This window comes from Shewanella sp. SM32, assembly GCF_025654235.1.
Lineage (GTDB): Bacteria > Pseudomonadota > Gammaproteobacteria > Enterobacterales > Shewanellaceae > Shewanella > Shewanella oncorhynchi.
The window spans coordinates 67928-85250 of sequence record NZ_JAKKRO010000001.1; the positions used below are offsets into that span (position 1 = coordinate 67928).

The following is a 17323-nucleotide window of genomic DNA, read 5'->3' on the forward strand; positions in this document are numbered from 1 at the left end:
TAATATCAATTGAAGTCATAGGCATTTTTTATCTAGAGTTAGAATGAGTTAGCGGTAGATCACGCTACAATAATGAGAGTGGTATAAACTAAAGTCGATTGGAGTAGAATTAATCAATGACGCAATTGGTTTAGCTATCTGTTCAGTTCGTGATTGATGTTATTCGCTGAATTTTTAACAATGAACCGAGCGAAAGAATTATTGAGTGTTTTCACGGTCACGTTTAACTGAGTCATTCATGTTTAACTTAGTCATTTAGATGGAGTGGCTTAAGAGCAGTTCTCTGCATGCTTGCGATTTATCTCACGTTTATTTTAGGATGAGGCATTGTGGGAACGGTTAAACGCCTCTCATTTATAGGTGGATTATGACAGCGATACAGCATATTGAACGCCTTGCACGAGGACGCAGTGAACAAGCCGTCGCTGTGATTAAAAATGTGCAGCAGATGTCAAATATCCCCATGCATGAGATGCAACTCGCGCTTAAACAATTGCTCAACTGTGGCCGAATTGCGCTGCATTTTCATCCAGATAGAATTGATAGCCGTGGTATGACTGTTGCCGAAGGTTTACTGCGCGATGGTCAATACCGCAGCCAGTTTGAGACCCATATTTCCAATGGTCAGTTGTCACCTGAGTTAGGTGGCCCACGGGATCATTGGGAAAATCAGCTTTTTGGGGATGTATACAAGGGCACTAAATCTCGGCCTAAATACGGCGCACTCGATCTGGGGATGTGGCAGGACGGTCCCGCCCCACGTTTTGGAAGCTGTTATTTTTTGACTCATACGAGTGCGATGGCGCGCTCAACCTTTAGTTATCTTGACTCGTATCGTAATCCGAAAGAGAAAGGCACGCTGTCATGTTTCGATGATATTTTAGCGGCGCTGCTGACTGAGAGTTTTGAGCGTCACTATGCCTTAGGCAAATCCGACTTTAAGCCGCTGAATGTGATCCATTATTTGGGGCATCAGCTCAATGCTTCCTTGCTTTCACGTTTCGAGCGGCCGCTATCGAATAATCTTGACCATTATATAGAGGCGCAGATCCATGGCGATGTTTCCCTCGATGAAGATATCGCCATGCTGGTGGCGGACCCCAGTTTTAAGGGGACTGATATTGGCGCAAGCTTAAGTAAAATTTGCGATAAATATGATATTGAGCTGCAATATTATGATGGCTTTAGCCTGCATACGGCGCAGATCCCCAGTGATTTCCGTGGGCCAACTATGCCATCGCTGGCTAATCGGATTGCCATAGAAGACAGAGTCGATGCCTATGCCATAGGCGTGGCGGCGCGGGATTTATACCATTCCCCCCAGCATTGGCGCGACCGCGGTAATCGTGCGCAAGTCGCCCATGAACTTAAGTTGCTCTGGCATGTGCTGGTGAAATACGGTGGAGTGTAATAAGCGCGAACTCTTTAAAAATGCTTAATTGTAAACGTAAGCATTAACAACAAAATGAGTTTAGGTCGTAAATAAAACAGCGAGATAACATCAGGTTAATTCGCTGTTTTTTTTCTATAGATATTTTATCGTTAAGGTCGCCTAGCAACCAGTGTCGACTTTTTTATAAGTGGGGACGCCCGTTGTCTCCCATTTATAGTCGATATAACAATTTGTCGCTTCGACTTGCGCTTCTGTGGGCGTGGCAAGGTTCAGTTTTTGCTTTGGTGTGGCGATAACTTCATAGGTGCCGTTGGTGGTGTAAATTCGATAGGACCACTCATTCACATTTAGCCCTGCCGCTTTAAAAATTTCTGGCGGAGTCGTGTAAGCCGTACTTGGCGTTATACCGCTGGTGCTGGCAGCCCAAGGCTGATAGTTTTCGCCACGGATTTCGTCGTAAACGACTCTATTCGTGGTGCCGCTGTTAGCAATTTCCGACTTTGATTTGAATAAAGTGACGGCGGATTTCATCGAAGCCAGTGCACCTGATAGCTGACTCTTATAGGCATCTGATTGTAAATTAATGAATTTAGGTGCAGCTACTACGGCTAATACGCCAAGAATAATAATAACCACAACGAGTTCAATCAGGGTGAAACCAGCATTTTTATTTGGCATAGATAGAGGACATTCAATACAAAGAGCTTCATGCTACCTAAGTTTTTAAAATCAGGCTAGTACTAGGTAAAGTTCCGTTAACTCCTAGATTTATTTATCTTTAGCTCGTTTTTGTGAGTCCGCTAGCAAAAGTCTGTGATAGGGTTTCATCTGTTGTAGATGCCTGCGATACTGCGTCCCTATCGGAACTTTTTAGCTGTTGCAAGCCCCTTAAACTGAATTGTTATCGATAGTCGATCCCCGCTACGAGTCGCTTAATTGTTTTCTTGTTGGAGCACCATGGATAAGTCGTTAGAAAAATCCCTTCTTGTTTGGCTTAAAGCCCAGAAAAAAGCCTGTGGCCTGTTCCTTAAATTGTCGTTATGGCTTGGGATGATAAGCGCCGTCGCTATGGTGGCGCAGGCTTATATTATCGCGACGATTCTGGATGGCGTGATCATAGGGCAAGTTATACCGCTAACTGACAATGCCCAAACGATCAGTTCCAGCGTGAATATTGATACCTATACACCTCATTTTATTGCGCTAATTGCCTTGATGTTACTGCGTGCCTTGCTGGCTTATGGGCGTGAGCGCGCCAGTTTTGAGGCGGGTAAGCGTCTACGTGGCCATATCCGCGCGGCAGTGATGGATAAGCTGACTAAGCTAGGGCCAGCGTTTATTAAAGGTAAACCCGCAGGCAGTTGGGCCAGCATAGTCTTAGAGCAAGTCGAAGATTTACAAGATTTTTATGCCAGATACCTTCCGCAAATCAGCCTTGCTGGTTTTATTCCCATCCTCATTTTAGCGGCGGTATTCCCGATTAACTGGGCTGCAGGCTTAATCCTGTTACTCACAGCGCCATTAATCCCTATGTTTATGATCTTAGTTGGCATGGGCGCTGCCGATGCGAATCGCAAAAATTTCAGTGCGCTAGCAAGATTGAGCGGCCATTTTATGGATAGATTAAAAGGCTTAAGCACGTTGAAACTTTTTCACCGTGGTGATGCCGAGCTTAAGGTGATCGCGAGTGCTTCAGAAGAGTTTCGTAGCCGCACTATGTCGGTGCTACGCATGGCATTTTTAAGCTCGGCAGTCTTAGAGTTTTTTGCCGCGGTATCAATTGCAGTATTGGCGGTTTACTTTGGTTTCAGTTATTTAGGCCATTTGGATTTTGGCTACTATGGTGCCCATGCCAATATTAGCTCGAGTATAGTGCCTGAGGTGGGCGGTATTCCTTTCAGCTTATTTACTGGGCTATTTATTCTGATTTTAGCTCCTGAGTTTTATCAACCGCTGCGCGACATGGGGACTCATTACCATGCCAAGGCGCAGGCTATAGGCGCGGCAGAAGCTTTGATTACCTTGCTCGAACATCCGGAACCTGAATTTGCCGGCCACGTCCGTATCAATATCATAGAGACGCTGAGTGCCGACAATCTTGAGGTGTTCAGTGTCGATGGAACGCGTTTACTTGGCCCGCTGAGTTTTGAGTTAAAAGAGGGTGAACGCTTAGCCTTAGTTGGCCCGAGTGGGGCGGGTAAAACCAGTTTACTCAACGCCTTATTGGGATTTTTACCCTACAAGGGCCATTTGTTGATTAATGGCCATGAGTTATCCGCATTAGACTTAGCCCATTGGCGACAGCACTTAGCTTGGCTTGGACAGGAACCGCAGTTATTTCATGGCACAGTGCGGGATAACGTGGCCTTAGCCGACCCCACTCTGCCCGACGATACGCTGTGGCACTTACTGGCTGAGGCCAATATCAGCGACTTCGTTAAGGCGCAGCCATTGGGTTTAGATGCCCCAGTCGGTGAACAATCCTCCGGTTTATCCGTTGGCCAAGCTCAACGTATTGCTTTAGCAAGGGCGCTTGGGCAGCAGGCGAGTTTGTTTGTCCTTGATGAACCCACAGCCAGTTTAGATAGCCAGAGTGAGCAGGCGGTGAGTTCTGCGCTGAATCGCGCCATGGCGGGTAAGATGTGCATTATGGTGACCCACAGATTAGATCAATTAGATCAAATGGATACTATTCTTGTGCTCGATCAAGGCTTGATAGTGCAGCGGGGCGATTTTGCTACTTTGTCTAACACGCACGGCTTATTCCAAACTTTACTGCGTGAGAATGTTGAGTCGGTGGCGGATATTGAGCTTGTGTCTACAGAAATCGCGACGCCATCCACGACAAATGCCGAAGCCGCGAAAGGAGATGACCTATGAAAGTGCTGATCCCCTTTATCCGTCTGTTCTCGCACCAATGGCTGATGATGTCCGTGGGCTTGCTGCTGACCATTATTACGTTGATGGCTGGCATAGGTTTACTGTCACTTTCGGGCTGGTTTCTTTCCGCTACTGCTGTTGCAGGTTTGACGATAGTCACGGCGCAGTCCTTTAACTTTTTCACTCCTGCTGGCGGGGTACGTTTCTTATCTATTGCCCGAACCGCTAGTCGTTATGGCGAGCGTTTAGCGACCCATGAGGCGACCTTTAAGTTGCTGACTGAACTTCGTGTTTGGGCGTGGCGTAAACTCTTGCCGCTAAGTGCTAAAAATCTGCAAGGTCTGCGCCGTGGTGACATGCTCAATCGCTTAGTGGCCGATATCGATACCCTAGATCATCTTTACCTGCGACTGCTCACGCCTATGGCAGCATCCCTTCTGATGACGGGGCTCTTGTATCTGTTTCTTGCTTGGTTCGATGCCAAACTTGCTCTCAGTCTTTGCTTATTCTTAGTCGCTGTTTGGCTGGTGATGCCACTGCTATTTTATCGCCTTGGACACGGGCCGAGCCGGACTATGCTTGAAACCAAGCGTCATTATCGTGTGCAGTTGCTGGATATGTTGCAAGGCCAAGCCGAACTCAGTCTATTTGGCGCGAACGACAGATTCAGGCAGAAACTGAATGATGCTGAAATTGCACTTTTTCGCAGCCAAAGCGCGATGGCCAATATCACTGCTCTCAGCCAAGTCATGTTGATCCTCTCCACTGGCTCAGCCTTGATCATGATGCTTTATTTAGCCGCTCAAGGCGTGGGTGATGCCGTGCCGCCGGGCCCCATGTTTGCGCTTATGGTGTTTGCCACTATGGCCTGCGTTGAGATGATGATGCCGATTGCGGGCGCGTTTCAGCATTTGTCAGGCTGCGTATTGGCGGCGACACGGATTAATGAAATCACCGAACAAGAGGCCGATATTCAATTTGCTGTCGATACAGGCCTTAAGGCAAAGTCTGGCGCCTTACAGATTGAAGATATCCACTTTGGTTATCGAGACGATCAACACGTGCTGCAAGGCTTGTCCCTTGAGATAAATGCGGGACAAAAAGTCGCGTTACTTGGACCAACGGGTTGCGGTAAGTCGAGTTTACTGGCGCTGATTACCCGCGAATGGCAAGCGCAGCAAGGGCACATCAAGCTCGATAGTCTTCCTCTTTCAGATTACAGCGAGCGCGGCCTTAGGGATGCGATAACTGTGATTAGCCAACGCATCTATTTGTTTGCGGGCACCTTGCGGGAAAATTTAGTATTAGCGCTACCTGTTATCGAAGGTGAGAAACGCACGGCCCACGACGCGCGCTTGATTGATGTGTTACAGCGGGTTGGACTTGGCGCTTTACTCACGGGTGATAAACCGCTGGATATGTGGATTGGTGAAGGTGGACGTCAGCTTTCGGGCGGGGAGCAGCGCCGGATTGGTGTTGCAAGAGCGCTGCTGCGTGATGCGCCGCTGCTATTGCTCGATGAACCGACTGAAGGGTTAGATAAACGTACCGAGAGAGAAATTTTAAGTTTACTATTTGAGTTTGCTCAGGATAAAACCTTGCTGATGATTAGCCATCGTTTAACGGCTATGGCGAAGATGGATCAAATTCATTTACTCGGTCAGGGGAGGATTATTGCGTCTGGTACTCACCAGAGCTTAATTGAAGACAGTGCAGAGTATCAGGCCTTGTACCAAAGACTCGCTTAAGGTTTTGGATTTAATCTTTTAGAATTAAGACGTTGGCGCTCAATATTATAAATAGCGATATATTTTACCCATTAAAAGCGGATATGAATGTAGCGCGGCGCAAAAAGTGATCACGCCTAGCTATTATTATGATCACTTTGTTTTAGGGCTTACTTTACTGCTAAATGCCCACATTAAGTGGCCATTTCCATTTGTTTTACCAATTCCAAATGAGTAGCTCTTGTTGCTCTCCAGAACGTCCTGTACCTCCTACTGTATAACGTATTCCTAGCGTTTTCATTTGTAACCCAGCAAATGCCTCTCGCATTTCGGGGATGTCATTAACGCTGATCACCATCTTACCTTTGATAGTCTTCGCCAGCTCGGCCATCAACGCGTATTGCTCTAGTCCAAACTCTACTCCATAGCCTGTGGTACTCCAGTAAGGCGGGTCTAAATAGAACAAGGTTTCAGGTTTATCGTATCGTCTTACACATTCCGCCCAGTCCAACCGCTCAATATAAGTTCTCGCAAGCCGAAGATGCGCAATGCTGAGATCCTCTTCTATTCGCAGTAAGTTCAAACCTGCTGGGCGTGATGCCGAACTCCCAAAGTTCTGACTAGATACCTTGCCACCAAACGCCAGTTTTTGCAGATAGTAAAATCGGCTCGCTCGCTGAATATCGGTTAAGGTCTCAGGGTTAGTATTCTTCTGCCATAAGAACTCTTCACGACTGATTAAAGCCCATTTAAAGTGCCTTAGAAACTCTTCTAAATGATGTTTAATTACTCGATAAAGATTCACCAAATCGCCATTCATATCATTAACCACTTCCACCCGCGCTTCATCTTTGCTGAAGAACATAGCGGCACCACCGCAGAATGGCTCCACATAGGTATGATGCTCAGGGAATAACGGTAAAATCTCTTTAACTAATCTACGCTTACCACCCATCCAAGGGATGATCGGTTTTGGCATGTGAGCCTCCTTTTTTAGGATTTTTTATGCTAGGCTCGGTTCGCCGTGTCGACGCGGTGAGGGAGCCTTGGTTGGCTCACAGGGTGTTATCCTGTGTGTTGACGGTCTGGGAATGTTGGAAGCATTGCCAGACCGCTCTCTTTTTAAATCTGAATTAAACCTCCACTCCCTCCACTAAAACCGCCCCTTCAAACTCTGGCAAGGCCATGATGTGAGCATAAGCAGCATTCCGCGGTGTCATGTCATCAAAATCTGGATTATCCAGATTAATGCTAAACACCTTAGTGTTGCGGCCATCTTTAAATATCTCGACTGGTGGCTTGCCAGCATCAAACGCGGATTGGTCTTTAAAAACACTAACAATAGCACTACAGCCACGGCCGCCATTTTGTGACTTTAGTATTTTATAAGATTGATTTACTGCATCACCCACGCCGCCTGGCGCGGTCATAATGTCTAGCCGCTCTGAAGCCGATGAATTGTTACTGACGTTAAGTTCTGAAATCACCAGCATCGGATTAGCTAGTTCTAAACCCGATGCCAGCGTAAGTGTTGGTAATGTAAATGCCATAGTGACCTCTTATTGCTCTGTTGAAATGAGTGACAATGTTTGACGTGAAACAACGGTATTTGAAAACGGGCGTGAGTGACTAGAGATGTAAATTCTGTACGTTGCATTTGCAGTAGATGCATTACTATCAACGAATGTCGTACTGCCTGCACAGTTATACGAAACTCGATAAGTGGTCGGCCAAGTTTCTGTATTCACTTCTTTGAAAACGGTACCTGTAAATGTACCACTGGCTCCTGCAACATCTTGCCAGCTTCCTGCTATAAAACGCTGCACTTTCCAGTGCAATATTTCAGCTACTGTTACATTCCCAGGGTCAACTGTTTGCGAGTAACTAGCGCTGCAACTATATGAAACAACCACCGACTTTGGTTTGCCATTCGTGCTAAACGCCCCAACTTCAAGAGCGATTGATGCCGCTGGATAAAGGGCGATTGTGGTATTTTGTGCTCCATTCTTCAGCACTCCAGCACTCAACGAGCCGCCAAAATACTCAGCGCCAGTGACATCAGTCCATCGTGTAGCGTTCGATTTACGAATATTAGGCCAATCAGGATTACCGCCAACTAACAGCCTAGGGCCGCGCCAGTAAACAAGCGAATCAGGGCCAAACGGAGTGGCACTTTCAATTTTCATAATATTTGAGCCGATGAGCCTAACTTCACCGCCCTCAATAATCGGTGAAGTGATTTTTTCACCCGCCTTAATATGGCGGCCGAGAATCGCATCGGATGCAATCGAGTTAGCAGTAAGCCCACCGAACACGGCAAGGCGAGCAACTAGATCATTGAATAGCGCACTGGTACCAAACAGCTTATTGATTAGCGCGGTATCGGCTTGTATTTCATTTGCAGTAAGGCCACCAAACGCGCCTATGCGGGCTTTTAGCTTATCGAATAGGGCACTATTACCGATGATTTGATTAGCAGATATTTGACCGCCTCCAAGGACTGTTACCGATGGATGAATCCATCGGTCAATCCCCAAGACACCGCCATTATAATAGTTCAGTGCTCGAATACTCACGTTTCTACAGTTAGGCGCTAAACGACAAAAATGCTGTGCATTCAATGTCTCTGGAACCGCGTTAATATCAACCTCGCTACCTACTATGTAGCTTCTAATTCTACGCGTTTCACCTGGTTGCATGGTGCCGTTCCAGAAATAAAAATTGGATGCTTCAGAATAGCCACCCGACTCAATTACAAATACTTCTACAGGCCCACCGTCTGAAGTGATCCCGAGAAAATTCATACTGTTTGCGCTGCCAGCAACACGATGAAATGTAAAATTAACTTCGTATATTTTAGTATGATCAATATCGAAAAATGCAGTTTGTCCCGTAACTCCATCATAAGTAGCAACCTCCATAGCCCAAATATGAGTGCCATTGTGATAGTGGTTAACAATAGGGTAATCAGACCAACCAGTACGTTCACCAGTCACACTAAAGTTATTGATTAAGTTACGAGAAAGCACATCAAGCTTATCGACAGTGATAGCTTTAGCTGCAATAGAGTTAGCAGCCAAGCCACCAAACACCGCTAACTGGGCTTGTAGTTGATTGAATAGCGCTGAGTTAGCAACTAATGTAGATATCATTGCGTTTTGTGCAATGAAATTACCCGCAGCAATATCACCAACGGCTAAAAATCTTGCTGCATCAGCTTTAGCGCTTGAATCAGAAAATATGTCATTTGGTGAAGGAGACCAAGCGCTTGCCTTGTTTCCTTCTTCTACTTTATACCAGCTACAATGAACAGCCCCTGTTCGCTCTCCGCCCGACGGCAAGCAATATGAAGTTATGATATAAATCCCCGTTACCGGAGCAATAAAAGACCTGTGGAGCGTTGATTCTATTGTCGAGTTATTATCAAGACCGCGAACAAAAGACCAATCGCCAAGGTAGATCATGCTTGAAAACCAATGGCCTTGGTCTAACGCCAATTGCGTAGCATAACCAGCAGCAGAGAATACATACTCCCTACCAGCGATAAGATAGACAGTTTTATGACCAAATCCGTACTCTGTTGAGTCTATATTGACAAGTGAATAATCAACTAAATTTGTTCCACCAATTTTTATTTGGTCAATTGCAGTAATAGCCGCGTTTTGCGCCGCATCAGCCTTAGCCTGTGCACTGGCAGGCGTTTCACCACCTAATGCTGGCGCGGTAATGCCTTGGTTAAGCAATGACAACGCTGTGATCAAGTTATTCGCTAATGCAGGGTTATTAAGCGCATCTTGCGCGGCCAGCATGTCTTTGTCCGGCGCGTTCGGCAGTTTACCCGCCATCAGGTTATCAAGTTTGGCTTCTTCCTCTGGTGTAAAGACTGGGCCTATATCGGCTTTAATCTTTGACCAGGTATAATCTTGCCAGTTACCGCTTGGGCTGGCAGTTGGCTTATCGGTAGCAAGGCCCATATAGGCTTTACCATCACCCAAGGCTTCGACGGTAGTAAATCCGGTACCGCTTGCATCATCAGCCCAAGCAAACCAAGTGTAGTTTTTAAACGTGTTGCCAATCAGGTCAATGATCGATGAGTTATCTGCCGAGGTTGTCGCTTCTACAGGGCCATACCAACTGCTCACACCGTAGTTATTAATCGTGCGTGCCCAAACATGGTAACGAGTGTTCGGGTGTCTATCTGGCCATACTGCGTCTTTCCCAGTGCCGATAAGCGCGGCTTCAGCGATATTGTTGGTGATACTACCTAAGATCTCAAACTGTGTTGTTTGCGCAATTTGGGCGGCGGTAGTGGGGCGTAGTGTCAGGGTTAACGGCCCAGCAATCACTTCAATTCCTGTTACTGGGGCAGGCAAGGTCGCCCCAATAGTGATGGTCGCAGGAACATTAGAGCGGTTAGCAAAGAGGTTTAGCGCCCAAAGTGATACGGTGTAGAAACCCGTATCTAATTTAGGCAACATCGAGCGGGTAGCATCAGCATTGGTTTGATAAACCACTTCCCCAAGTCCGTTACTCACCTCGATCACATAGCGATAACTACTATTATTTGCGGGTGCGCTCCACGTCAGTTCGCCTTGCCATTGCGGGTCATCTTGATATTCAACGTACTGCAAACCAACGGGCGTTGGTACCGTGGCCGGATTGGGTAAAATCACGTTAGGGGTTAAGTCGCGCTCGGTATAGCTGCCCATGGCGTAGTCGAATAACTCGGGTGAGGTTTCAACCAAAATCAAACTAACGGGCTTACCGTAATCAAACTGCCAATCAACAATTTGAAAGGTACCATCAATCCCTAAGCGTGGCAGACTTAAGCCCACCACTTTACCCACGCTCACCGCCACACCAATCATTTTCACGGGCATAGAGATTTGCATGCCTGCACGCTTCTGTTCTAAGTACAGTTTACCTAGGCGCTGTGCTGTCCATACTGATTGGGTAAAGGGTAGATCTAAATCGTGATCAATATATTCGCCATCGTCTTGGGCACGATAATAGCTAGACTCATAGGGCGGAAAGTCCGTTGGCTGATAGAAGTTGCTAGGGTCAACAAAGGTACCGCGCACCGCGTTACACAAGTCGCTACGCGGCGTATACGGCCTAACATCAATATCACCTGCGGCGTCATCCTCAGTTAACACCAGTACTTCTGGCCCTTGGTACACGCCTGCATATAACCGATACTGGCCACTAACATACACATGCATACCAGCGCCTGCCGTTAGCATTTTCTCCATAATGGATGAAGGCGACACATCCTGGTTATAAGTGCCATTACAGGTATAACGCTTTTCAAACTTGCCCGTTTTATATTCAACCAGTTGATCACTATCGTTGGCAGCCGCCGCAAAATAACTGACGTCGATTTCATGTGCTGCTGCCCCAACGCCTGACTCAAAGCGGTTGTAGTCCAAGCAGCACAATGCCCAGTTATCAGACCATTCCCACGTGGCAGGGTCATTCCAGTTATGTGTGGGTTTACGCGGATCATATATCCGTTTTCCGCGCACCAACGCTTTGATATTGGGCACGCCGTTAGGAAACACTGTAGTGTCGAACTTTAAGCGAGCGTAGAGGTACGTGACACCAAAACCCACATGGGCCGATGTCCACTGGCTGCACTCGGTGGTTAAGTTTGGATCTGATGTGGTTTGATTGCCAAGGTGAATTTTTAGCCGTGCAAAAGTCGCGTACTTAGGCGACATAACACCATTCGACCAAGCGACTTCATCACCAAAATAGATTTTTTCAATGCCATCACATCGATGTCCAGCGAGTGGGATCACTAAATGCAGGTAGGCATTATCCGTTCCCGTTTCCTCGGCAAACACCAAAGGGCCAGATACCATAGCTCGCCCGTAAATCCCGCGCCTAGGTTCAACAGGGCTACGCAGCATTTGCTGCTGTGAGAACGCTTCATTTGCAAAACTACCACTATCAAATTTAGGTGTAGCAGCATAGGTTAGTGCTGCTGCACCAATCCCAATCGCAATGGCCGCAGCGGTAGAGACTACCCCAGCAGCAGCGACACCCGCCGCAATCCCAACGATTACTGGTGGCATGGCAACCTCCAACCAAACTCTACCAGCGTCAGCGGTAACACGACTGCACCTTGCTCACCCATAGCCCACACATTTGCGCCCCACACAATACCGAGCGCGGGTGCATCATCGGCGATCACCAGCGCAATATCGCCACGATTCAACGCTAATGTGGCCACTCGCTCACCAAATGCAGCGTCTGCAATATCACTGATAGAGTTAAAGCCCGCGCGACGTAGTGCCCGCGTTGCGCCCAACTTGCTGTGATAGCGACCGCGAAGTTCTGCCGCTGGGTCAAAACCACACATCTTTTGTACCCAGTTAGCAACAAACAAGCAGCAGTCACATTGGCCCCATTCAAAAGGGCGGCGACGGTAATAAGGTAAAAACTCAATGAAGTTGTTAGTCATTTCATCACCTTTGATTCTGCGCAGTGCCACGACCACCTCCACCGCCTCCACCACCAGAGCCGCCCACAGCTTTACCAGGCACGCCCCAAAAAATTTCTTTCTCAGCCATTTGGCTAACAAACTCAAAAAACTTATCACCCTGGTGGCGTGCTTGTTGGTCGGCATCGGTATAGCGGCTATTGCGTGGGTTCTTCCAATCCACACCACGGCTATTAAGATCAAGCTGGATAGTTGAAGGGTTGCCTAAGCGAATGTTCATCACATCCATGCGGCCGCTAAACAAGGTGTCACGGGCCACGATTTGACAAAAGTTATCGAGGGCGGCCAAGTACAAACTCCCTTGGCGATTCTGGTAATGCTCGGTTAAGGCGATCGACGCTAGCTCTTGCGGGATACCCGATAAGGTTAACCGTAGGCGGTAGGGTTGTACTTGGCCTGACTGCTTAACCATGCCGACTTTGCCAAGTACGCCCGTGCCCTTGTAAACCAAACCTTGATACAGGGCATCACCGACACCCGAGTGCAAACGCAACATGCCAGAGGCAAAATCGAGTTCGGTCATTAAGATGGCGCTGATATTGGGGCGACGTAACCACTGTTGCATTTCAGGCGTCATAAACTGATTCATAGACTGACGTCCTCGATAAGTGAAAGGGTTAAACTGGATAGGATCAGACGCTTAGTAGAACGACGACCACCTTGGTCATCGTCCTTTAGCATCATCACGGCTTTTGCTTTGCGCGTAATAAGTGCGGTGCCGTCATTAGGGATATGCCGCATGGGCGCTTCAAACAAAATCTGACAGTGACCTAATGCATTTGCAGTCGCATCTGCGGTCATAATGTGGAGTTGGTTATTGAGTTGAAAGTAATCACCCGTGCGTAAAAACAGGGTGTTAGGTTGGCAACCGCGCACAGTTAGCTGATGCCCAAACTGACCAGCACCATGCACAACTGGTGCGCCTAACGCACTACCACGCGGGTTAGCATACGCATGATCCCACAATAGAATCCGTCCAGCAGCACCACGTAATTGTGCTAACAGGCCAAACAAAGTAGCCCCTTTCGCACGGGTAAGCGTATCAAAGCGCAACTGTGCTTCCCACGCTGCACCAGGCAGTTCCAGCGTTTGGCGTGAGCTGTTAAACGGATTGCTAAATACCTCCGTTTGCGCTTTTAAGCGCCACACACATTCAGTGGGGTAGATATCATCAGGAAAAATTAACATAGGTCAGTCAACAAGGCCGCTAAATCAGGGTGTAGCCCAAGTGTGACTGACTAAGTGGTTTGGTTGGATTTGAACTACTTCAGGATTAGGTGGTGGTTTAACGGTTTGAACGATAAATCTCGCCGCGGTTATTCATGTCATCCACTACCGCGTCTTTCGTCATTTTAACTAACTGTGGCAATACATCTTCCAGTGTTCTGGCTTGACTTTCATTTTCAACAACTATGGTGTTGTACTGTTGAACCACCACACTACGGCCTGCCCCCCCGCCGTTCGCACTGGCCTGCATCGCATTCATCAAGGTTTGTTGCTGCTTGCGGGTGTAAATGGTTTCGCCACCATCCAGTAAATAAGTCCCTTCACGGGGGATAGTACCGCCACCGTGGAACTTACCGATGATGCTGGGTAGCATTGCCATTGCTGCTACCATGGCCGCCATACCAATCATGGCACCACTACCCATAGTTGCAATCGAGGTAGTTGCGGCTGCGGGGGCCATTGAGGCTGTAATTGCGGCTCCTGTGCCTGCAGCTGTCGTCGCAGCTGTAGTGGCATTGGTCGTCATTAGAGTATTATCAAATGCGGCCGCCAACGCTTTTTGCGCCATCCACTCAACTAACATTTGTACTGCGGCCTTACCCACACCTTTTAGCACTTGTGCAGTAGCATCACCAAAATCTTTAGCTTCAAACAATGCATCAGCGGTAGCACTACCTATCCCTTGGCTCATGCGTTCAACACTGTTCTGCCACATTTCATCCCAATCAAAACTCACACTTTTGTTAATATCCTTCATTGCCTCAGCATGGCGGCGTTGCTCAGCTTCAATCAGCGCATTAATTTGATTACGCTTTAACGCTTCAGACTCAGGGGTATCATTCAGCTCAGTATTGAGCACATCCAAATTATTGGTATGAGTTTGTTGCTCAGCGTATTGAGGGTCGAGTTGATTCTGTAACTGACTGTATGGAGTGCTTTCTTCATACTGATTTTTCAGTAGGCCGAGCAAACGAGTGCGCTCCGCAATTGGCGCATTGGTTGATTCAAAATAGGTCTTTAATAATGCTTCCTGTTTAGCGTATTCCTTCGCCGCTTGGGTAACGGGGTCAATAGCGCCCAACAAGGTGTTAAGTTGATCTTGGCGCTGCTTTTCAGCATCCTTATTTTTCTTGGTTTGTTCCTCCGCCGCTTTGGCAGCATCCAAATCAGCAGCAACTTTTTGCAACTTACTGGTCATCAGTGGGTCAAGGCCCTTAAGCGCCCCCATCTCCAGCTCATAACGCAGCTTAGCCGCTTCTGACGTTTGGCCATAAAGCGTTAACTGCTTTTGTAGATTGATCAACATTTCAGCGGCGGTTTTAGTCAGATTGGGATCGATAATTGTAATGTCAGTTTTAATCTCAGGCATACCTACAGTGAATAGTGCCTGTTGTTTTTTACTGGCAATATCCAGCTGTTTGTTCAATTCCACCGCACGAGCTTTTAGCCGTTCTATTTGGTCATCATTACCCGTCATACCGCCCCAAGCATCAAATACGGGTTCTCTATTGAGTCGGTCAATTTCTGTGGTCGTCGCAATCAGTTCATCCCGCACGGCCTTCATTTCTGTGGCCAGCACCCGCACTTTAGATTGACGCTCAAGCTCTGATAGCTTTTGATACTTCCCGACCAATGTTTCCATTGAATCACCCAACTCATTTGTTGGGTTTAAAGCCTCGCGCGCGCCGCTAGTCCAATAAATAAGCCCTAGTGCAGCCATCGCCGCTAAACCAACAGGCCCACCAACTAACGCCAAAGCAGCGTTAAATGTTCGCGTGGCTAAGGTTGCAGCAGTGGTTGCAGCAGTCACCGCCTGACGGGCAGCCGTAAGCCGTGCCTCGGCGACCACGGCTTGACCTGCCGAAATTGACGAAGCTCTCAGTGCAAGGGCCCGTTTTTCTTCTGCTAATGCTGCGGCCAAGGTCGTTGCTCGGGTTTTAGAACTCGCGATTTCAGTAACAATCAAACTCGTTGCATGAGTGCCAAGGGCGGCGGTTCCTCGTCCAAGCGCGACGGCTAACCCCAATCCAACCACATCGACTAAAGTGCCAAAGTTTTCGCTTAACACCACAATGCCACTAGCGAGCGTTGCGGTAGCGCCCAGGGCTTCATTGCTTTTGCCAATCCAATCGCTGTACACGTTATCCATCGCAGTCAGTGCATCACGCACTGAGGTGGGCATATCCTGCACCGCCTTGAGGTTTTTTTCGTGCGACTGCAATAGCGCATTGGTGAGGTCAGTAATCGATAGCTTGCCCGAAGTGCCAAGCAAACGGATCTCTGCCCCAGTTTTACCCGTCGCGGCAGTGAGATTGTTCAGTACGCTGGGCATCACGCCAAAAATAGATTGCCAGGCATCGGCATCCACTTTGCCAGACTGAATCGACTTAGAAAGTGCATCCTGTGCTTGCTGCGCTTTATCCGCACTCGCAGCGTTGGTCACCAGCAAAGCGCTGTAGCTGTCCACGATATCAATAGACTGGGTCAGGTTATAACCAAGGTCGCGCAAAATGGGTGACATACGGGTAAAGTTTTCGCGGGTTTCAGTCAGGCTGCGATAGGTTTGGTTCGCACTGGCCACCATGCGCGATTGGGCATACTCATAGTCTGCCACACTGGTGGTGGCCATCTTCATGCGTGAGACCATTTGGCCCCATTCATCCGCACGATCAATTACCGCCATCGTCGCCAGCCCAGCAGCTAACGAGATAGCCGTTTTGTACAAAGAGCCAAAGCTTCGCTCCGCGCCAACAGCCGACTTAGCGGTAGTATCTAACCCAACCGAAGCCGTTTTACCCGCTGTACCTGTGGTATGTAACTCACCCGTTAAGCCGATGAGTTCTTTTTTAGCACCGCCCACCACGGTCACCAGTTGGCGACCATCGGCGGTAAGTGTCAGCGCAAGCTTTAAATCATTCATCGTTAAGTTGCTCGTTAAAAATATGAGTGACCGTATTGGCGATCAGGCGCAGTCGTAAATAGTCATCCTTGCTGTACTTACGCTCTGCCATCTCTGCATCGGCTTTAACGGCCACAATATCTAGCCCCTCGCAAATGCGACCTTGCCAGCGCATCAGTTCTGCCACTTGGCACCACCACTCAATGGCGCTGTGGTGTTCTTCCCAAAACAGTACTTCCTCAATACCATCCTCTGGCTGCGCCTCAATCCCTAAGGCTTTTAGATCATTATCGAGTTCGCGCTGCTCTCTATCGTTTAGCGGGTTACGGGCATACAGTGCCCATAACCCATCCGTTAGTTTTTTCTTGCAGCTTCACCCGATGCAGCACGTTGATAGGCGCGGATAACCGCAATCGTAAAAGGTTGCCACTGGTATAGCGCTGCACGGTTGTCGAACGTGTCCTCCATCGGTTCACCGTCGGCATCGCTTATGCCATGCCACCCCAGCAACACCCGATCAAATGCAATCGAATGGCCTTTCTTGATGAGCTCAAGCCATTCATCTTCGGGGATCAGCTCTAGATCGAGGGCGATGTCATGCTCAATCACCGCACCTTTATCTTCGGCGACCTTTAGGGTTTCGGGCCATTCTTTAACAAGGCGTTTTTTAGTAAATACAAACATGGTGACTC

General features: G+C 48.0%; 13 protein-coding genes. 3 read left to right on the forward strand and 10 right to left on the reverse strand.

The genetic code is table 11. From position 1 onward, the window contains the following. Positions 1 to 367 precede the first annotated feature (367 nt). Positions 368 to 1411 (forward strand): DUF3626 domain-containing protein, encoded by a 1044-nt coding sequence (locus L5M10_RS00300; RefSeq protein WP_263142696.1) that lies wholly within the window; start codon positions 368 to 370, stop codon positions 1409 to 1411. A 141-nt stretch (positions 1412 to 1552) separates the two neighbouring features. Here L5M10_RS00300 and L5M10_RS00305 read toward each other — a convergent pair whose 3' ends face one another. Next, complete coding sequence (locus L5M10_RS00305) at positions 1553 to 2071, reverse strand: type II secretion system protein (RefSeq protein WP_105251541.1); 519 nt, start codon at positions 2069 to 2071, stop codon at positions 1553 to 1555. Between the two features lie 279 nt (positions 2072 to 2350). Between L5M10_RS00305 and cydD the strand changes: the two genes are divergently transcribed. Together cydD and cydC are read left to right on the forward strand one after the other, a co-directional pair. Beyond that, entirely contained in the window at positions 2351 to 4273 is a 1923-nt protein-coding gene (cydD, locus tag L5M10_RS00310; protein ID WP_263186803.1) for a heme ABC transporter permease/ATP-binding protein CydD, read from the forward strand. After that, entirely contained in the window at positions 4270 to 6021 is a 1752-nt protein-coding gene (gene cydC, locus L5M10_RS00315; RefSeq protein WP_263254626.1) for a heme ABC transporter ATP-binding protein/permease CydC, read from the forward strand. Before cydD ends, cydC begins: the two co-directional genes overlap by 4 nt. Positions 6022 to 6217: 196 nt before the next feature. On the opposite strand, the gene L5M10_RS00320 is transcribed toward cydC, so the two are convergent. The 9 genes from L5M10_RS00320 to L5M10_RS00360 form a co-directional block, all read right to left on the reverse strand. Beyond that, positions 6218 to 6979 carry a DNA adenine methylase gene (locus tag L5M10_RS00320; RefSeq protein ID WP_263254627.1) on the reverse strand — a complete coding sequence of 254 codons (762 nt, stop codon included), beginning with the start codon at positions 6977 to 6979 and terminating at the stop codon, positions 6218 to 6220. A 154-nt stretch (positions 6980 to 7133) separates the two neighbouring features. Next, positions 7134 to 7550: a hypothetical protein gene (locus L5M10_RS00325; protein ID WP_263254628.1), complete on the reverse strand. Its 417-nt coding sequence runs from the start codon at positions 7548 to 7550 to the stop codon at positions 7134 to 7136. A gap of 9 nt (positions 7551 to 7559) precedes the next feature. Next, positions 7560 to 12077: a hypothetical protein gene (locus tag L5M10_RS00330; RefSeq protein ID WP_263254629.1), complete on the reverse strand. Its 4518-nt coding sequence runs from the start codon at positions 12075 to 12077 to the stop codon at positions 7560 to 7562. Continuing rightward, the gene (locus L5M10_RS00335; protein WP_263254630.1) at positions 12065 to 12466 is read right to left on the reverse strand and encodes a DUF6950 family protein; all 402 of its coding nucleotides are present in this window, start codon (positions 12464 to 12466) and stop codon (positions 12065 to 12067) included. The genes L5M10_RS00330 and L5M10_RS00335 overlap by 13 nt, the downstream gene beginning before the upstream one ends. 4 nt (positions 12467 to 12470) lie before the next feature. Continuing rightward, complete coding sequence (locus L5M10_RS00340; RefSeq protein ID WP_263254631.1) at positions 12471 to 13094, reverse strand: hypothetical protein; 624 nt, start codon at positions 13092 to 13094, stop codon at positions 12471 to 12473. Next, complete coding sequence (locus L5M10_RS00345; protein ID WP_263254632.1) at positions 13091 to 13693, reverse strand: hypothetical protein; 603 nt, start codon at positions 13691 to 13693, stop codon at positions 13091 to 13093. The genes L5M10_RS00340 and L5M10_RS00345 overlap by 4 nt, the downstream gene beginning before the upstream one ends. A 97-nt stretch (positions 13694 to 13790) precedes the next feature. Further along, a complete protein-coding gene (locus L5M10_RS00350) occupies positions 13791 to 16652 on the reverse strand; it encodes a tape measure protein (protein ID WP_263254633.1) in 2862 nt (953 codons plus the stop codon). Next, positions 16645 to 16818, reverse strand: a complete 174-nt coding sequence (locus L5M10_RS00355) for a hypothetical protein (RefSeq protein ID WP_263254634.1) — start codon at positions 16816 to 16818, stop codon at positions 16645 to 16647. The genes L5M10_RS00350 and L5M10_RS00355 overlap by 8 nt, the downstream gene beginning before the upstream one ends. A gap of 167 nt (positions 16819 to 16985) precedes the next feature. After that, the gene (locus tag L5M10_RS00360) at positions 16986 to 17315 is read right to left on the reverse strand and encodes a hypothetical protein (protein WP_263254635.1); all 330 of its coding nucleotides are present in this window, start codon (positions 17313 to 17315) and stop codon (positions 16986 to 16988) included. Between the last annotated feature and the right edge of the window lie 8 nt (positions 17316 to 17323).